This window comes from Kaistia soli DSM 19436 (assembly GCF_900129325.1).
Lineage (GTDB): Bacteria > Pseudomonadota > Alphaproteobacteria > Rhizobiales > Kaistiaceae > Kaistia > Kaistia soli.
In genome coordinates this window covers 26,119-43,234 of sequence record NZ_FQUP01000004.1, presented here as the reverse complement: position 1 = coordinate 43,234, position 17,116 = coordinate 26,119, and the positions used below count along the sequence as shown (strand labels likewise).

Here is a 17,116-nt window from a genome sequence, read left to right as displayed (position 1 = left end):
ATGCGGAGGGGGGGAGTCTGCCTATGCCAACATGCGCAGCTTCGGCTCACGATCCCATTGGCGGGTTGCAGCGTGTTCGGCAAAACCACCCTGCTTCGCATCGAGCAACACGATGCCCGGATCGGCAAAGACACCGGCCTTGTCAAGCAGCGGCTTCGCTTCCTGGCTGTAGCCGATCGCCTTCAGGTGGCTGAATGCATCACTGACGAAATTGACGGCTGCGGCTTCGTTCAGGAGCTGCGCGCATCCCGCATCGGAAAGCGCCAGGGCGACCGCGTCGAACAGTACCGACGGTGAGCCGGCGAGCTGCCCATCTGCCTTCACCTTCTCGCCGTTCTTCAGCACCACGCCGCCGATCTTGGGCGCCACGATCTTGACCGCTGCACCGTCGCCTTCGGCCGCTGCGCGCAGTGCGTCGATGATCGTTCGATCAGCACCGTCCGTCACCAGGATCGCGACCGTGCGCCCTTTCAACGACGGGGGATACTTGCCGATGATGCGCAGCGCCGGCGACAGGTCCATCGCCTGGGGTTCAACGTCAGCCTTCGACGCCGCGGGCAAATCCATGTTCAGGCCGTCCGCGACGCGCTTAGCGAGGTCCTCGTCGACATTGCGCAGGTTGCTGATCACGCGCAGCCGCACCGGCTCAAGCACCACTTTGGACAGCTCGAAGACGATAGCACTGGCAAGATGTGCCTGCTCAATCGGCGTCTGCGAGCGGAAGAACAGCCGAGCTTGGGTATAATGATCCGCAAAAGTTTCGGCGCGAAGCCGCACCTTGCTACCTTCGGTAGGCGCGGCAAAGCTGCGGAATCCACCCTTGGGATCTTCGCGCGGGCCGCCGATCTCGCCATACTCGGCCAGGCTGTTTGGCTCATAATTGGCGCGGCCGGTGAATACCTTGGTCTGCATCTGGCCATCACGCTGGAAATTTTGGTAGGGGCACCCCTTAGCCTGATTGACCGGCAGCTGGTTGAAGTTGACCGTGCCGAGGCGTGAGAGCTGCGTGTCCTGGTAGGAGAACAGTCGTCCCTGAAGCAGCGGATCGTCCGATACATCGATGCCGGGCGGCATATTGGTTGGCAGGAAGGCTACCTGCTCCGTTTCGGCGAAGAAATTGTCCGGGTTGCGGTCCAGCACCATGCGCCCGACGAAACGGATCGGAACCATCTCCTCCGGAATCAGCTTGGTCGCGTCGAGGATATCAAATGGCAGTGCGTCTGCTTCAGCCTGCGTCAGGACCTGAACACCGAAGTCCCATTCGGGGAAGTCGCCCGCCGCGATCGCTTCGTGCAGATCGCGGCGATGGTAATCTGGATCGGCGCCTGCGATCTTGACCGCCTCGTCCCAGCAGGTCGACTGCAGACCTAGCTTCGGCCGCCAATGGAACTTGACGAACACCGCGTCATCATTCTCATCGAGCAGGCGGAAGGTGTTGACGCCGAAGCCTTCGATCATCCGGTAAGAACGCGGGAGGCCGCGATCGGACATCGCCCACATTATCATGTGGGTGGACTCCGGCATGAGGCCGATAAAGTCCCAGAAGGTGTCATGAGCACTTGCGGCTTGCGGATAGCCGCGGTCGGCCTCCATCTTGACCGCATGGATCAGATCGGGGAACTTGATCGCATCCTGAATGAAGAACACCGGGATGTCGTTGCCGACTAGGTCCCAATTACCTTCATTCGTGTAGAATTTGACTGCGAAGCCCCGGACATCGCGCGGCGTATCGACCGAGCCGGCGCCGCCAGCCACCGTCGAAAAGCGGACAAAGACTTCGGTTCTCGCGCCGACCTCCGTCAGGACTTTTGCGCGCGTTACGTCGGCGAGCGATTCCGTCAGCTCGAAATAGCCATGCGCCGCGGAACCGCGGGCATGAACGATGCGCTCCGGGATGCGCTCATGATCGAAATGCTGGATTTTCTCGCGGAGGACGAAATCTTCGAGCAGAGTCGGACCGCGCTTGCCGCCCTTCAGCGAATTCTGGTTATCGCTGATCGGGACGCCATGATTGGTCGTGGTGCGCTGGTCACGCTGCGACGCAGTCTGGTGTAGTTCGCCCCCGGCTCCGCGGGATGTCGGCTCGCTTGTCCCCGTCTTATTGCGATCGGCCATCGTTCACTCCCGGTTCTTTGGGGGCCGCGACAAGCGGCCGATTCACCGGAGCAAACGTGCCGAATTGAGGGCGGTTCCGTTGACGGGGTGGAGGTGTAACCGGGAACGTCGCCGAGGGGCCGACGTTGCCATCGCGTGAGCGTCAGCGTTGCATCCCGGGAGAAGCGAATGCCCGTCTACAAGCTGGATATCGTTGACCGCGTAGCGCCGGCATGGCAAGGAACCGCGATCGCCACGGGCGGCTGGGTCAGGGCCGACTGCGAGCGCGAGGCCCGCAGATGCTTTGGCGAGGCGGAACCTCGTAAACGCGGTGCATCCAGCAGTCTGGTGATCTTCTCGCCCTGGTATGACACGCGAGTCACGAATTGCCGCTTGGACCAAAGCCACGAGGATCTCGCCGGCGGGATGATCGAACTTACCAACGGCCTACGCCTGAAAATCAAGGGTTGATGTCGCGCTCGACGGTGACAGTGGCCGAAGCGATTATGTCATTCGATATGGGCAGCGGAGACACGAGGGGGCAAGGTTGATCTCAGCCAGGGAATTGTCCGAATAGCGACGCAGCGCCTCAAGAAGCAGGCCGCTCTTGTCGCCGAATGCGCCGTAGAGGCTCGGCGGCCGATGCCCATTCCATCAATGAGTCTGCTATTTGAGGCTGCTTCGAATCAATGCCGGCAAACAGGTCCCGACGGTGACGCCTGCCGCGGCTGTTGCAATCTGCATACAGCCTCGCGACCGATCAGTCGCCGGCAACGAAGGTTGGATCGACTTTGCCCAAGAGGGCCGTGCGGCGCGGAAGGCGGCCATCACCCTCGAGCGTCATCGCCGAGCTGGTGAAGGCCAGTCGCGGCAACGCTGCCACATGAGCCTCGGCTCCGCGGGCTCAGATGGCAAGATCATGGAAACCGTCACATCTCGGGGCGTCACCATCCTCCGCCTCGGCGCCGCGACGTTCCACATGCCGGGTGCCGACGCCCAACCTGTGGTCGAGCACGCTCGCGCTCGGCTAGCCGCCTCGCGTCAGGGGAGGGCGGATCCGATGCTCGCGCGGATTGGCTCGTCCCTTCCTCAAGCGATAAGCCAGGCGAGCAAGGTTAGGCGATGGCGCCTTCAAACTCCTCTGACGCCATACCGGGCAAGCTCGCAAATGTGTCGCGCGCGTAGCGTGCCGGCGACATGCCCACATCACGCGTGAAAGCCACGCTGAAGGCGCTCGCGGAGCTGTATCCAACCCGTCGGGCGATTTCCCCGACGCTGGCCTCCCGCTTGCGCAAAAGGTCCTTGGCCAAAGCCAGCCGCCAGGCCTTCAGATATTCCATCGGCGCCATGCCGACCGCGCTCTGAAACCGCTGATAAAAACCCGACCGAGACAAAGCTACTTCTCGCGCCAGTTCGGCCACGGTCCATCCGCGCTCTGGCCTTGTATGCATGCCCCTTATCGCCACGGCCAGTCGATCGTCCGCAAGGCCGCGTAGCAATCCAGGGGCGTCGCCCAGCTCGGCCGCCGACCGAAACGCCTCGATCAGCAGCACTTCCAGGAGATGCTGCAGGACCACTTCTCGTCCCGGCTTGCTGCCAACGGCCTCGTCGCCCAGCAACTGCATCAACATAGCCAGGCGATGCTCGCCTCGCACCACCACTAGTCCCGGCAGCAGCGACGACAGCAAGGTCGCATCGTCGGAGTTGAATACGCAGTAGCCCACCAGCGCGCGCATATCGATCGGGCCATCAACGCTGCCGACGCGATACCCGCCTCCCGGCAATATGACAGGATCGATGACCATGTCATTGTCATCGCTTGCCACGTCACTCCACATCATAAAGTCATGAGCGAAGGGGATCAGGATGAAGTCGCCTGCACCGATGATGACCTCGCCGCTTTGGTGATCCAGGTAGCGTAGGCTCCCCTTGAGCACCGCGACGTAATAGGGATTAGGCGATTGCGTCCGTCTCACACGCCATGGTCCCGATCCCGTGACGCATTTGGAGAACGGCGCGCCCGGCTGCAGCAGGCCGACAATCTGAGTGAGGGGATCAGCCATTCTGGACTCATTCGAATGAATATTGGACGTTTAGATATAGAACGTCCGACTGTCGATGACCATCTCCTGTTCGCCAACCCAGAACAGGATCACGCCATGGCTGAAAACTCACACATCGCCCTCGTTACCGGCGCCAATCAGGGCATCGGGCTTCAGATCGCCACCGATCTCGCTGCCAATGGACTCACGGTGCTGCTCGCCTCCCGTAACCTCGATCGCGGCAAATCGGCGGCCCAGACCATTGACGGAGACGTTTATCCCATTCAGCTCGACGTCACCGACAACGCCTCGATCCGAGCCGCCGTCGCTGAGGTCGAACAGCAATTTGGCCGCCTCGACATCCTCGTCAACAATGCCGCCATTTCCCGGGCAAATGGCCAGGAAGTCGAGACAATGCAGGACTATGTTCAGCGCTCGCGGGCGACGCTGATCTCGGTCGACGAAGTAAGGACCATCTGGGAGACGAATGTCTTTGGCGTCCTCGCCGTGACTCAGGCCTTCGTACCCCTGCTGCGCAAGTCGAAGGGCGCACGCATTGTCAACGTCTCGAGCGGCCTCGGGTCGCTTACGATCAACGCCGCGCCTCATCCCTATCGCGCGGCTTTCAACCCCGGCTATGGCGCTTCAAAGACCGCGCTCAACGCCATTACGCTGGCGTTTGCCATCGATCTCGAGGCAGAGGGCATCAAGGTCAACGCCGTGACGCCCGGCTTCACCAGCACTGCGCTCAACAACTACGAAGGCACCGAAACCGTCCAGCAGGGCGCCGCCGAGGCCGTCCGCGTCGCGCTACTCGCCAGCGACGGCCCGACCGGCACATTTACCGGGTCGATCGACGAAACCTATCCCTGGTAATCGAACCAAGGTCCGCCGCCGCTATACCGGCGGACCGAAACCAGGATGTATAACTAAGTACGGACCACAGTTCGTCGCGCACAGTCTATAGTGAAGAAAAGTTGTACCTTATGTTAAAAGCAATAGTAATAGTTGTAACTTGACAAAATATCGAGATTAGTTTCAGAATACGCGATATAATATTTCAGAGTACTGTTGACGTCGGCAGGGCCCAAGCCCGTTCCAAGTGCCTATCCGTGTGATTGTCTCCTTTAACGTATAAGTTCTAGATAGGTCGGACGCGCCGGGTTCCAGCCTGTGTTGAGGTGGGAACGAACTTGGTCGGCGTTGCACCACGAGCGGAAATTGTATCCGGAGCGGTATTGGGAACTCTGCCACTTGATCGGACAGTCGGGGTTCGCGCCCAAGGCGACGTCTGCTGGTATCGGGATGGTTCGCACCCTTCAGATCAGCCGCAGGACCATTCCCGCGGCCTCACGCGGAGTCACCACCACATGACATGACCCAGCGTTCACGCACCGCGCGTACCGCGGCCGAAGGACCGGAGCCGCAAAGAGTGGCAGCGAAGGAAGCGAGTCTGGTTACCCGGCAGCGGGCATGATGCACTCAACTCTCGAGGCAGTGCTTGTTTCCAGCTGCAAGGTAACACCGACGATGACCTTGGTGACGCAAATGTCATCAGCGGAATGCCGAGCTTTGCGGCTGACCTTTCGCGACAGTTATTTTCCTGACTTTTCCCCGGCAGCGATGAGCTTGCGAAATCTGGGATATCTTCGACTATAGGCCAACAGCCAGGCCGCGTGCGGCCTCAAACCTAATTGATCTGACAGTCGACGTGTCTCAAGACAGTGAACTAATATCTGTGAGGCATGAAACGTGAGCGCCCGATCAGCACCGTTCGCCGCCGAGCCAGCTACCGATCCGCCGCTGCGAAGAACGCTGGCGGCCGCTGGTTTGCCTGCAACCGGACGCTATGTTCAAACGTCCGGTTGGGTCAGCCGCGTGTGGGTCGGCAACGAATACGTTGTTCGATTGAACACCGACACAAGGTTTAGTGGCGCCTATCGTCACGAGGCCGCGGTCGTCAGTCTGCTCGCCGGCAGCGAGGTTCCGCATGCCCGGCATATCGCCCATGGGGAGGGCCCGGACGGGCCCTGGTATATCTCGGAACGCCTGCCCGGCCGGAGCCTCAGCGACGCATGGCCAGCGGCGGACTCACCCACGCGCCAAGCAATCATCGAGAGCCTTGGCGCTGCCTTGCGTGCGCTGCACCGCGTTCCTGTCCCGGCGGGCCTGCTGCCGCCCTGGCTGGCCGACGCGCTCTCCGGCGGACCGTGGCCGGCCTACCACCCACCGGTCGTGAGTGCGACGCTCCCGCAGGTCAAGGCCGCCCGGCGACTTTCCGGTCACGACGCGCGCCTGCTCGCGGACGCCGCCGATTGGATCAAGGAGCGGCTGACACTGTTCGCCGACGACGAACCCGTCCTCGTCCACGGCGATCTGCATGGCTCCAACGTGATCGTCGACCAAGGACGCGTCACCGGTCTTGTCGACTTCGCGGAGGCGGTGGCTCAGCCGGCGGATGTCGAGCTCGATACCATTCTGCGCTGGTGCGCGAAAGCACGAGATTTCCCGCCCCGCCCCGACGAACAAGGGCTCGACGAGACTACGCTGAAAGAAGTTCCCGGATGGCTGCACGGCGCGTATCCGGAGCTGTTCGAGCGCGCGCATCTGCGTGAGCGCCTGAATCTCTATGACATGTATGGGGAACTCGCACTTCACGCACACCACCCCCAGCCAGAAATGCGCGAGGCGGCGCGCGGCCGCATCGCCCGCCTGCTGTCCGGCCATAACCATCTCGATGGACTCGTCTGGTAGGTCATCGTCTTCGCGCCAAGCGGACATGTGCTCCCAACACCGGAAGCCGGCCTTGCCTGTCCGACGTCGGGTCCACGAGCGCGATCTAGCGAAGCTTGGCGATCCCGATGCCATCGAGTTTGGCGCGGTCCTGGATGGATTCCTGGCTGCGCGTCATCGCTTTCGATATCGCCTTCAGTGCCATGCCCTTCTTGGCGAGCAATCTGAGCTTCTCGAGCTCCTCGTGTGTCCAGGGTTGCCGGTGCCGTTCAACTCGCTCGGTCAAGACGTGCTCCTGTTCGGCCAATTGGTCGCGTGACGCAGCCGGCTCGCATTCTCATATCTCACCGAGCCAAGGATGTCCGAACAGGGCGGGCCGACATCCGAACGCGCCTCAATCGTTGAAACCGCGCGACCGAAAACAGGTCATGTGCGGCAAGCAATTGAGAGAATCTCGAGTTCGCAATTCCCCAGCTGGACAACATCGCCGACGCTTTTTCCAAGCAGGGCGATGGCCACCGGAGAGCCATGCGATATCGAACCCTGAGACGGGTCGGCCTCGTCCTCGCCGACGATGCGGAAGGTCTGCTTGCGACCATCGTCACGCACGAAGGTGACGGTGTGACCGAAGGCTACCATGTCATTCGATAGGGGCGGCGGCGACACCTGGGCCGTGCGGACGCGTTCGGCGTAGTAGCGCATATCCCGAACAGGAAGCGCCGACTGCCGCCGCCTCTCGTTGATGTCATCCAGCGCGTCAGCGGCCTCGAAAGCCGCTCTCGCCTTGGCCAAGTCGTCTTGCAGGGTACGCAGGCCAGCTTCCGTGACGAGGTTGATCCGATCGGAGATCGGACGAGCTGGCAAAATGGTCTCTGATGCGGCCTCGGCGCTTTCTTCTTTGACGAACGCCACGCTCAATGGGTCGGTCTCCTGACTGGGGCTATCCCAACTCGATTAACGGACTATCCGAGATAAAGCTGCACTCACGGAACGGCTGTCCGGCAGCACGATCTCCTTTTCCGGTCGCCGTCAATATCCGCGGCGTGTTCGCTGCAATCCATTATGCGTCGCCGCATCTGCACGATCGGAGCCGTATCGTCACGATCGGCAGCAATACGGCGCATCAGATCAGCTTGGCCGGCTCCAGCGTCTAGGCAATGACCTAGGCAGCTGTGGCGCAGCTTGTGAGGGGTGCCGCTCTCGACTTTGCCCCGCGTCAGATCACGGTCAACAACATGCAGCCCGGCCTGATCGAGACGGAAATGACGGCGAGCCTGATGGATTACATCGTGCCGAAGCTGCCGCTCGGGCGAATTGGCAAGGCCGACGAGATCGCCGATCTAGTCGCTTGGCTGGCTGGCCCCTGCGCCGGCTACGGCAAGGAAAGTTCCGGACGCTTGCGCTTCATACGGGAACAGGTTAAATACTGAACTATATGGTTCAGTATTCAAGTCGTCTCCTCGATCGCTCTTTTGCGGCGCTATCTGATCCGACCCGCCGCGGGATCATCGATCGGCTTGGCCGAGCGGACGCGTCGATCACCAGTCTCGCCGATACGTTCCAGATGACGCTGACCGGCATGAAGAAGCACGTCCATGTCCTGGAGCGGGCGGGGCTCGTCGTCACGCAAAAGGTAGGACGGGTTCGAACCTGCAAGCTTGGAAGGAGTGGCCTCAAGGTAGAGGCGGAGTGGATCGAGGCGCACCGCAAGCTCTTCGAGGCCCGCTTTGACGCCTTGGACGAAATCATCGGGGAAATGAAACCGGAGGAAAGCGAATGAGTCAGCAAGTTGGCCGTGCAGGTGGTGCGCAGAACCCAACGTCAGTCGAGCGCAGAGGGGATCGCGAACTCGTCGTTATGCGGATATTCGATGCGCCGCCGAGCATTGTTTTCAGGGCGTGGAGCCAGCCCGAGCTGTTCCAGCGCTGGTGGGTGCCCAAATCACTATCCGGCGTTTCGCTCGTATCGTGTGAGACGGACGTCCGTACCGGAGGAAGATATCGGCTGGAGTTCGGCGCCGGCGGTTCGGACACCATGGCCTTCTACGGCAAGTATCTCGAGGTGGTGCCGGACGAGCGCATCATCTGGACCAACGACGAGGGCGAAGAGGGCGCGATTACGACCGTTACCTTCGAGGACCAGGGCGGGAAGACATTACTGACTTTCCACGAAATCTATCCGTCCAAAGAGGCGCTTGAGGAAGCACTACAGGGCTCGGCGGCCGGATTGCCGGAGCAGCTGGAGCAGCTCGACGAATTGCTTTCCCGCACAGGCGAGTAGGGGTCGGGAAACTGGCTTTGCGGAGAACGTCTACTTTTGGGGAGTGACTCCACCGGCCTGTCCGGCCGGAGCGAGGGCGCAAAGCGGCCATTCGCAATGGCGTGCCGGAAAGGCCGCTTCGGGGCCGCTGGCAGACTGTCAACTTCTGGAGTTTAGAGGATGAGAACAGTCATGGAACTTCGGTGCGCTGCTCCCGAGACCGATCCAGAGCAGGCATTGGACCGATTGCAGTCATCCTACAGCAAAGACTTCCCGATCGAGGCTCCACCGTCGACGTGCAGCGTCTGGCCGGTGATGAACGCGGCGTCGTCCGACAGCAAAAATTCAATCGCAGCGGCCACCTCGCCCGGTCGGCCGAACCGGCCCATGGGAACGCCGGAGAGGTAGCGCGCCTCACCTGCGCTGCCGATCGGATTGTTCGCCCGAAACAGTTCCGTTTCGGTTGGCCCGGGCGAGACAGCATTCACGGTGATCCCGGTCGGTGCGAGTTCCAGAGCCCAGCTTCGTGTGAAGCTGACGAGTGCGGCCTTGGCAGCGGCATAGCTCGTCCGCTGCACGCTCCCTAGAACGGTGAGGCTGGAGATATTGACGACACGGCCCCAGCTGCGCGTGCGCATGCCGGGCAAGGCCGCCTGCACAGCCACGAGGGCGGGATGCAGGTTGACGCGCATCACCTCCTCGAGCGTTTCGACGGCGATGTCGCCGAGCGGCTCGGCTTGGACCAGACCCACATTGTTGATCACGCCATCGACGTCGCTGCCCCTGACGATTGCGGCCAGGTCGTCATTGGCTGCGCGTTCGGACAGGTCGAGCGTGTGGAGCGGTCCGGGGAAATCGGCGCTCGGGTTCCGGGCAATGCCGATGACGGTGTGCCCGCGTTCGGCGAGGCGGTGGGCCAGGGCGAGACCGATGCCCTTGCTGGCGCCAGTGATCAGGAACGTTCTCTGCATGGGAAGAAACCTCAGGCCCTACCTCAAGATCAGCAGCGCCGATACGGATTGAATGGATCAGGCAGCGGCGCGGCTGGCCGCAAGGCGAAGCGCCGGCAGCATGTCTTCCGGTTCCGGACGGCGAGTATAGTCCGGATTGACCTCCGCATAGAGGAGCACGCCGTCCTGACCGACCACGTAGCGGGCCGGCATCGGTAGGGTCCAGCTGTCGTCGCCGTTGAAGGCCGGAAGGTCGTTCTTCAGCGACTTGTAGAGCTCGATCAGGTAATCCTGCATGTGGAAGCGCAGGCCGAAGGCGGCGGCCACGTCGTTGTGCGGGTCCGACAGGATCGGGAAGGTCAGGTTGTTCTGGCGCATCGACTTGCGGCTGTTGACCGGGTTCTGCGGCGAGATGGCGACAAGCTGCGCGCCGAGCGCCTCGAACTGCGGCAGCGTTTTCTGGAGCGCCTGCAGTTCCATGTTGCAGTAGGGGCACCAGACACCGCGATAAAAACTGATCGCCAGCGGGCCATGCGCCAGAAGATCAGCGGACGAAACCGTCTTGCCGTCGGGATCGGACAGCATGAATTCCGGTAGGCGATCGCCAGCCTTCAGTGCCTTCTGGGCCGCGCCCGAGGCAATCAGCTCGGCGGTTGCGCGCTGCATGGTCTCGATGACCGAATAGGGTACGCTGTAAGGCGGTTTGCCGGCTTGGAAATCGGCCTTGAAGGCATCGATCTTGGATTGCAGGGTCATGGATCTGCCCCTCTATTCTGAACGTGGGACGTGCCGGACTCCAGGCTTTGCGCTGAAGCCCGGCGATGGATGGGAATGATCAGCCTTTGGCGGCCATCGACCGCGCCACTTCGGCGGCGCTGATGCCTTCGAGGGCCAGACCATAGCCGGCACCTTCGTCGATGATCCGGCGCAGCTTCTGCGTCAGGGCAATGCGGGTGTAGCGGCTGGTGAGCGGCGGAAGCGCTGCGATGCCTTCGGCGATTTCACGGGCACGGGGGAGCAGCTTGTCGGCTGGCACGATCTCGTTGACGACGCCCCAATCCTGGGCGGTCTTCGCATCCAGGACCTGCCGGGTCAGGATGAAGTAACGGCCGCGCACGCTGCCGATCACTTCCGGCCAGAGCAGGTTGACGCCATCGCCCGGCACGATGCCGAAGTCGAAATGCGGCTTGTCCTGGAAGACCGTTTCCGGGGTTGCGAGGATGATGTCGGTCAGCAGCGCATATTCCGAATGCAGGAGGACCGGACCGTTCAGCGCGGTGATCATCGGGACCTCGATGTCGAGGATGTTCATGAGCACCTTCTTGCCCTCGCGCAGGATCTTGTCGTAGCCGAGCGGCGAGAAGAAATCGAAGCCCTCGGGGCTGATCGCATCCATGAAGGCATCGCCCGAGCCGGTGAGGATGACGACTCGGTTGTCGGCATCCGAACCGATCTGGTGGAAGAGTTCGACGAACTGCTCATGGGTGTGGCCGTTGAACAGAAGCTTGGCGCTATCGGTATGGAGCGCGACTTCGAGGACGCCGCTCGGCGAACGGGTCAGACGGGCATTCGGGAAGTTGTTCTTGTAGGTATCGAAGCGAGACATGGGGGTACTCCTGTATGTCCGGGTTCTGTGGTCGGGTTGAAGAGGAAGCGGGACAGGAAGCGCCTTGGGTCAGGCCGCAGAGGTAGGAGCTTCGACCAGCGCCTCGACGCGAGCGATGGCGCGCTGGACGGCGGGGCGGGCGGCCACGGTTTCGTACCAACGGGAAAGGTTCGCGCGGTCGTCGAGCGTCAGGCCGGGGAATTGCCGGCGCCACAGCCAGCCGAAATGGGCGATGTCGGCGATGGTGAAGGCCTCACCAGCCATGAAGGCCTGATCGGCAAGCTTCGTATCGAGGAGGCCGAGAATGCGCTCGGCTTCGGTGGTGAAGCGGGCTTCGGCGATCGGCTGCGGCTCGGGCGAGGAGCGCTTGAAGAAGCCGGCATTGCCGAAGGCGGGGCTTAGGCCCGAAGCGTGAAAGAACAGCTGTTCGAAGACTCGGGCGCGGCCCTCGCCGTCGCTCGGCAAAAGCTTGCCGGTCTTCTCAGCCAGGTAGATGAGGATCGCGGCGCTTTCCGTCAGGATGAAGCCGTCGTCCAGCAGGACGGGCACCTTGCCGTTCGGATTGAGCGCCACGAACGCCGCCGCCTTCTGCTCGCCCTTGCGGACGTTCACGGCCTTCAGGTCATAGGCAAGACCGAGTTCCTCCAGCGCGATCGGCACCTTGACGCTGTTGGGGGTGGAAAAGGCATAGACTTCGATCATCGCTCGTCTCCATCGGATCGTGTTCGTTGGAGAGAGTTATGACCATTCCAAGGGGCTTGAGGCAGACAGCTGAAGGCCATATTGCTTATTCCCAGGGAGAATAAGCAATGGATCGATTGCAGGCGATGACCACATTCGTGCGGGTGGTGGAAGCGGGGTCATTCTCGCAGGCGGCCCGACAGATAGGTGTCGGTCAGCCGGCGATCTCGAAGACGATCGCACAGCTGGAGGACCGCCTTCAGGTCCGCCTGCTCATCCGGTCGACCCACGGTTTGTCGCCGACCGACGCCGGCGTTCGCTTCTATGAGCGGGCAAAGGCAGCGATCCATGAAGCGGACGAGGCCGAGTTGGAAGCGAAGGGAGCGGGCGCAGGATTGTTCGGGCGCCTTCGCGTGTGCGCGGCGACGACATTCGCGAGGTTGATGATCATTCCGCGCCTGCCGGAATTCCTCGAGGAGCACCCTGAACTGGAAGTGGACGTGGTACTCGACGACCGGGTGATCGATCTCGTGTCCGAGGGCATCGACATCGCGCTGCGCATGGGCGAACTCACCGACTCTTCTGCCGTTGCGCGACGTCTTGCAACCGGTCGGCGGTCCGTGGTCGCGACCCCTGCCTATCTTGAAAAGCACGGCGTGCCTCAGGTGCCGGCAGATCTCGCCGCGCATCAGGCGGTGGTCTATTCCCAGCTCGGCAGGAGCTGGACCTTCCGCAGGGAGGGAACCGAAGCCTCTGTTGTGGTCTCCGGTCGGGTTCAGTTCAGCGCAGCCGAAGGCATTCGCGCAGCGGTTAAGGCTAGCATGGGGCTGGCCGTCACCTCGGACTGGATGTTCTGGCCGGAACTACTGAGCGGTGAGGTTACGTGCGTCCTTGAAGACTGGGAGCTTACGAGCATCGACCTCTGGGCGGTCTTCCCCACGGGGCGTCTTGCAGGCGCCAAGGCGCGGGCATTCGCAGACTTCGTGGAGCGGGTCGTCGGGTAAGTCCAATCTACGATCGGCGCAGGTTTACCATTCCGCCGAGATGCCGAGATGTCCGCTTTCGGGATGCGCACAAGGCACCGGCTACGACCGAAATGAGGGCGCAGAGCGGACCTTCGCAAAGGCGTCTAGGGAAGGCCGCTTTGAGTCGACAGCGGCTGCTCCACCGTTTCTAGCGCTCCGACATTCCGACTGGACTTCCCACCGCCGGCAAGCATTGCTGTGTCTGCGTCGACGGCGCGATAGCCGGCCGGACGCAGCCTCCGTCCGGCCTGTGGTCTCCGCCGGGCTCGCCTCCGTGCAAGCGCCAGCAACGTGTCGGTGCCGAATGGAGCAAGATCATGGACATCAATCTCACCATCGACGGCGGCGATCAGGGCCGTGTCTCGGCAGAGCCGCGGGCGACCGGCAATATGCCGGCCAAGAAGCTGTCCGACACGGCGCTGGTGCTGCTGAACGCCGCCGCCAATCGCGACAACGGAATGATGCTGCCGGTGCCGGATGGACTGAAGGCGCGCGGCAGCGCGCTCACGGCGTTGTTGACGAGCCTTCTGTCGCGAGAGCTCGTTGAAGAGGTTGCCGTCAAGACGGAGGTCGAGAGCTGGCGAGGAGATGAGAATTCGAGTTGGATCGGGCTTCGCCTGGCACCAGCCGGCCTCGCCGCGATCGGGATCGAGCCGATCAGCGATGGTGGAGATGCGGCCACAGCGCCCGTCGATGCTGACATGGAGAAGCCGCAACGGCGCCCTCGAAGCAGGACCAGATCATCGCTCTGCTGTCGCGTCAGGACGGTGCCACGATCGAGGTGCTGATAGCGGCGACCGGCTGGCTGCCGCATACGGTGCGGGCGGTGCTGAGCGGCCTGCGCAAGAAGGGCCACCGCATTGACCGGCAGAAGGATGGGGATGCCGGTTCGGTCTACCGGATCCTCCTGAGCCCGACGGTTGAGGCCGCGCCTTCAGTATCGGACGCGGCGGTCTGAAGTCGATGCCAGTGACTACCTCCCTCGCCAGCAGGCTGGCGGAGCTGGAGACGATGAACACGGCGGCGCTACAGACCGAGTGGCGCCGCCTGTTCCGCTCGCAGCCGCCCTCGCTCAGCCGCGATCTGCTGATGCGGGCGATCGGCTATCGCTACCAGGAGATCGCGTTTGGCGGACTCGGCAAGGCCGATGCTCGCAGGTTGCGCACCCTCGCCGATGCGGCGGAGGCGGCCTCCGCCGGCAAAGCAACGTCGTCGGCGGGGGATGATCGCCTTGGTGCCGCTCGCGTGGTGCTGATGCCCGGCGCGCGGCTTGTTCGCGAGTGGCATGGCCGAACCCATAGCGTCACCGTGACGGACGCCGGCTTCGACTACGCCGGACGCAGCTACCGATCGCTGACCGAGATCGCCCGCGAGATCACCGGCACGCATTGGTCAGGACCGCGCTTCTTCGGTATCGGCGCGGCAAGTGGAAAGACCGGTGGCTTACAGCGAAAGGGCAAGCTCGCCTCCGCACCGGTACCGAGGCCCCGGAAGGCGAAGGCATCAAACGATGGCTAGGTCGTCTTCATCATCGTCCTCGCACCGGATGGCTTCGGCTGCAACGACAAAGCTCCGCTGCGCGATCTATACCCGCAAATCGAGCGAAGAGGGGCTTGAGCAGGACTTCAACTCGCTCGATGCGCAGCGGGAGGCTTGCGAGGCCTACATCCTGTCGCAGCGCCACGAGGGCTGGATCGCCCTGCCGCAGATGTATGACGATGGTGGTATCTCCGGCGGCACGATGGAGCGGCCGGCGCTGAAGCGGCTGCTGATCGATATGGCTGCCGGCAAGATCGACGTGGTCGTCGTCTACAAGGTCGACCGGCTCACGCGATCGCTGGCGGACTTCGCCAAGATCGTCGAGATCTTCGACCAGCGCTCGGTGTCGTTCGTCTCGGTCACCCAGGCCTTCAACACCACATCGAGCATGGGACGGCTGACGCTGAACGTGCTGCTGTCGTTCGCGCAGTTCGAGCGCGAGGTCACCGGCGAGCGCATCCGCGACAAGATCGCCGCATCTAAGAAGAAGGGCATGTGGATGGGCGGCCTGCCGCCGCTCGGCTACGACGTCCAGGATCGCAAGCTGGTCGTGAACCCGGCGGAAGCCAGAACCGTCCAGCTGATCTTCGAGCGTTACACGGCGTTGAAGTCGGTCCGGCTCCTGCAGGCGGAACTCGACCGTACCGGCGTCGTCAGCAAAGTTCGTCAGCGCGACAATGGCGCAGCCTATGGCGGGCAGCCGCTCGGCCGTGGTGCGCTCTATGCCATGCTGGCGAACCGGCTCTATCGCGGCGAGATCGCGCACAAGGGTGTGTCGCATCCTGGTCAGCACGATCCGATCATCGACGAGGCGCTGTTCGACGACGTCCAGCGGATCCTTGCTATCAATCGGGTCGACCGCGAGCGTGGCACCAATGCTGATGCGCCGTCGCTGCTCGCCGGGCTCATCTTCGATGCCGACGGCAACCGGATGACGCCCACCCATGCCAGCAAGAACGGCGTCCGCTATCGCTACTATGTCTCGCAGACGCTGATAGCCGCCAGACCGGGGAAGTCGGACGTTGGCGACGAGCCGAGACCAGTCAATGCAGCCTTGACCGGGCAGCGTCTCCCCTCCGCCGGCATCGAACGCCTTGTTCTCGACCGGTTACGCACTTTCCTCACCACTCCGGCCGAGATCGTCGCGGCAGCGGATGCGGAGGAGGAACCGGCCAATCGTCAGCTTCGCGCCCTCGATGCAGTGAGCCAGAGAGTTCTGTTGGACGCGGCCGGACGGCAGGCGTCGGTCCTCGCTAGCGGCGGCGAGGTTGCTCAACGAGATTTCTTGCTCGCCATCCTCCAGCGCATCGCTGTCAATGGTGATCGTGTCGACGTCTCGATCGACAGGTCGGCGCTCGTGCAGATCCTGAACGTCCGCGACGCAGGCCTACCGGCCGATCGTGTTGAAACGAATTCGAAGCAAGTTGCCGCGGCACCCTTAGGTTCAGATGGCGAGCAGATTCGTCGTGGCGACATCAAACTGACCGTCCCGGTTGCTTTCAGGCGAGCCGGCCACGAACTCAGGCTGATCGTGCCGGGCAGAACGGCGGCGGCGGAGCCCGACCGGAGCCTCGCGAGAATCCTCGCTCGGGCGAGCCGTCTTTTCGACCGGTTGAACAGCGATCCCGAACTCACCGCGGCCGAACTCGCCAGGAACGAGGGCTTGAACAAGTCTTATGTCTCGCGGCTCGTCAGGCTGGCCTTCCTTGCACCCGACATCGTGACGGCAATCCTCGAAGGCCGGCAGCCTGTAACCCTCACAGCCAACAAGCTAATGGCCGACACCCGGCTGCCGATCGATTGGGCGGAGCAGCGCCGCGTGCTTGGATTCGAGTAACGCCTCGCAGCTTTCCAGCCTGCCCTGCGCTAGGATCCAATAAATGGAAGCAAGGGCGTATGCCATCGATGCCACTTCGGCAGCTTTGCTTCTCGGGCTTCGTCAGCATCTTGTGTCGGGGTTTCCAGGACGGTCTCACGCGGTCTGCCGGTAGCGGAAAGCTTGATCGGCGGGCGCCGGGTCCAGTGCGCCCCCTTTGGTCAGATGCCGGTAGCTGCCCTTGCCTCGCGCAGGCGTTAGGAAGCCGTGAGACTGATAGAGGCGCAGTCAGCGAACCGCCGGTACCCAAAATGGAAAAAGGGGGTACTGCCGAAAGCCGCCGCGGAGACGGGGGCTTAAAATGCGCGGGT

At 62.5% G+C, this 17,116-nt stretch carries 19 protein-coding genes; 11 read left to right on the top strand and 8 right to left on the bottom strand.

The genetic code is table 11. From position 1 onward, the window contains the following. Positions 1-21 precede the first annotated feature (21 nt). A complete protein-coding gene (locus BUB39_RS16980) occupies positions 22-2,115 on the bottom strand; it encodes a catalase (RefSeq protein ID WP_073055782.1) in 2,094 nt (697 codons plus the stop codon). 168 nt (positions 2,116-2,283) lie between these two features. Between BUB39_RS16980 and BUB39_RS16975 the strand changes: the two genes are divergently transcribed. Beyond that, positions 2,284-2,565 (top strand): hypothetical protein, encoded by a 282-nt coding sequence (locus BUB39_RS16975; protein WP_073055780.1) that lies wholly within the window; start codon positions 2,284-2,286, stop codon positions 2,563-2,565. Between the two features lie 644 nt (positions 2,566-3,209). Here the strand turns inward: BUB39_RS16975 and BUB39_RS16970 are convergent. After that, a complete protein-coding gene (locus tag BUB39_RS16970) occupies positions 3,210-4,157 on the bottom strand; it encodes a helix-turn-helix transcriptional regulator (protein ID WP_073055778.1) in 948 nt (315 codons plus the stop codon). A gap of 96 nt (positions 4,158-4,253) precedes the next feature. Here BUB39_RS16970 and BUB39_RS16965 point away from each other — a divergent pair, with 96 nt between their 5' ends. Both BUB39_RS16965 and BUB39_RS16960 read left to right on the top strand, forming a co-directional pair. Continuing rightward, positions 4,254-5,012 (top strand): SDR family NAD(P)-dependent oxidoreductase, encoded by a 759-nt coding sequence (locus BUB39_RS16965; protein ID WP_073055776.1) that lies wholly within the window; start codon positions 4,254-4,256, stop codon positions 5,010-5,012. 876 nt (positions 5,013-5,888) lie between these two features. Next, a complete protein-coding gene (locus BUB39_RS16960; RefSeq protein ID WP_073055774.1) occupies positions 5,889-6,890 on the top strand; it encodes a phosphotransferase family protein in 1,002 nt (333 codons plus the stop codon). Between the two features lie 85 nt (positions 6,891-6,975). Here the strand turns inward: BUB39_RS16960 and BUB39_RS16955 are convergent, their stop codons facing one another. Together BUB39_RS16955 and greA are read right to left on the bottom strand one after the other, a co-directional pair. After that, positions 6,976-7,155, bottom strand: a complete 180-nt coding sequence (locus BUB39_RS16955) for a hypothetical protein (protein WP_073056801.1) — start codon at positions 7,153-7,155, stop codon at positions 6,976-6,978. Positions 7,156-7,295: 140 nt separating this feature from the next. Further along, positions 7,296-7,787: a transcription elongation factor GreA gene (gene greA, locus BUB39_RS16950; RefSeq protein ID WP_073055772.1), complete on the bottom strand. Its 492-nt coding sequence runs from the start codon at positions 7,785-7,787 to the stop codon at positions 7,296-7,298. A gap of 254 nt (positions 7,788-8,041) precedes the next feature. Here greA and BUB39_RS16945 point away from each other — a divergent pair, with 254 nt between their 5' ends. The 3 genes from BUB39_RS16945 to BUB39_RS16935 are packed head-to-tail and all read left to right on the top strand — an operon-like array spanning position 8,042 to position 9,149. After that, a complete protein-coding gene (locus BUB39_RS16945; protein ID WP_073055770.1) occupies positions 8,042-8,299 on the top strand; it encodes an SDR family oxidoreductase in 258 nt (85 codons plus the stop codon). 5 nt (positions 8,300-8,304) lie between these two features. Further along, positions 8,305-8,649 (top strand): ArsR/SmtB family transcription factor, encoded by a 345-nt coding sequence (locus BUB39_RS16940; RefSeq protein ID WP_073055768.1) that lies wholly within the window; start codon positions 8,305-8,307, stop codon positions 8,647-8,649. Beyond that, entirely contained in the window at positions 8,646-9,149 is a 504-nt protein-coding gene (locus BUB39_RS16935; RefSeq protein ID WP_073055765.1) for an SRPBCC family protein, read from the top strand. Before BUB39_RS16940 ends, BUB39_RS16935 begins: the two co-directional genes overlap by 4 nt. Positions 9,150-9,385: 236 nt before the next feature. Here the strand turns inward: BUB39_RS16935 and BUB39_RS16930 are convergent, their stop codons facing one another. The 4 genes from BUB39_RS16930 to BUB39_RS16915 all read right to left on the bottom strand — a co-directional run bounded on the left by BUB39_RS16930 (position 9,386) and on the right by BUB39_RS16915 (position 12,386). After that, positions 9,386-10,099 (bottom strand): SDR family oxidoreductase, encoded by a 714-nt coding sequence (locus BUB39_RS16930; RefSeq protein WP_073055763.1) that lies wholly within the window; start codon positions 10,097-10,099, stop codon positions 9,386-9,388. A 57-nt stretch (positions 10,100-10,156) separates the two neighbouring features. Beyond that, positions 10,157-10,834: a peroxiredoxin-like family protein gene (locus tag BUB39_RS16925; RefSeq protein ID WP_073055761.1), complete on the bottom strand. Its 678-nt coding sequence runs from the start codon at positions 10,832-10,834 to the stop codon at positions 10,157-10,159. 79 nt (positions 10,835-10,913) lie between these two features. Beyond that, positions 10,914-11,684, bottom strand: a complete 771-nt coding sequence (locus BUB39_RS16920) for an enoyl-CoA hydratase/isomerase family protein (protein WP_073055758.1) — start codon at positions 11,682-11,684, stop codon at positions 10,914-10,916. Positions 11,685-11,753: 69 nt separating this feature from the next. After that, positions 11,754-12,386 carry a glutathione S-transferase family protein gene (locus tag BUB39_RS16915; RefSeq protein ID WP_073055756.1) on the bottom strand — a complete coding sequence of 211 codons (633 nt, stop codon included), beginning with the start codon at positions 12,384-12,386 and terminating at the stop codon, positions 11,754-11,756. 107 nt (positions 12,387-12,493) lie between these two features. Here BUB39_RS16915 and BUB39_RS16910 point away from each other — a divergent pair, with 107 nt between their 5' ends. From BUB39_RS16910 to BUB39_RS16890, 5 genes are all read left to right on the top strand, one after another. Continuing rightward, entirely contained in the window at positions 12,494-13,369 is an 876-nt protein-coding gene (locus BUB39_RS16910) for a LysR family transcriptional regulator (RefSeq protein ID WP_073055754.1), read from the top strand. Positions 13,370-13,707: 338 nt separating this feature from the next. Continuing rightward, complete coding sequence (locus BUB39_RS16905) at positions 13,708-14,178, top strand: hypothetical protein (protein WP_073055751.1); 471 nt, start codon at positions 13,708-13,710, stop codon at positions 14,176-14,178. Next, complete coding sequence (locus tag BUB39_RS16900) at positions 14,130-14,348, top strand: DUF3489 domain-containing protein (RefSeq protein ID WP_073055748.1); 219 nt, start codon at positions 14,130-14,132, stop codon at positions 14,346-14,348. The genes BUB39_RS16905 and BUB39_RS16900 overlap by 49 nt, the downstream gene beginning before the upstream one ends. Positions 14,349-14,359: 11 nt before the next feature. Then, positions 14,360-14,908, top strand: coding sequence for a DUF2924 domain-containing protein (locus tag BUB39_RS16895; protein WP_244540285.1), 549 nt, complete (start codon positions 14,360-14,362; stop codon positions 14,906-14,908). After that, entirely contained in the window at positions 14,901-16,766 is a 1,866-nt protein-coding gene (locus tag BUB39_RS16890; RefSeq protein WP_244540284.1) for a recombinase family protein, read from the top strand. Before BUB39_RS16895 ends, BUB39_RS16890 begins: the two co-directional genes overlap by 8 nt. Positions 16,767-17,116: the final 350 nt, after the last annotated feature.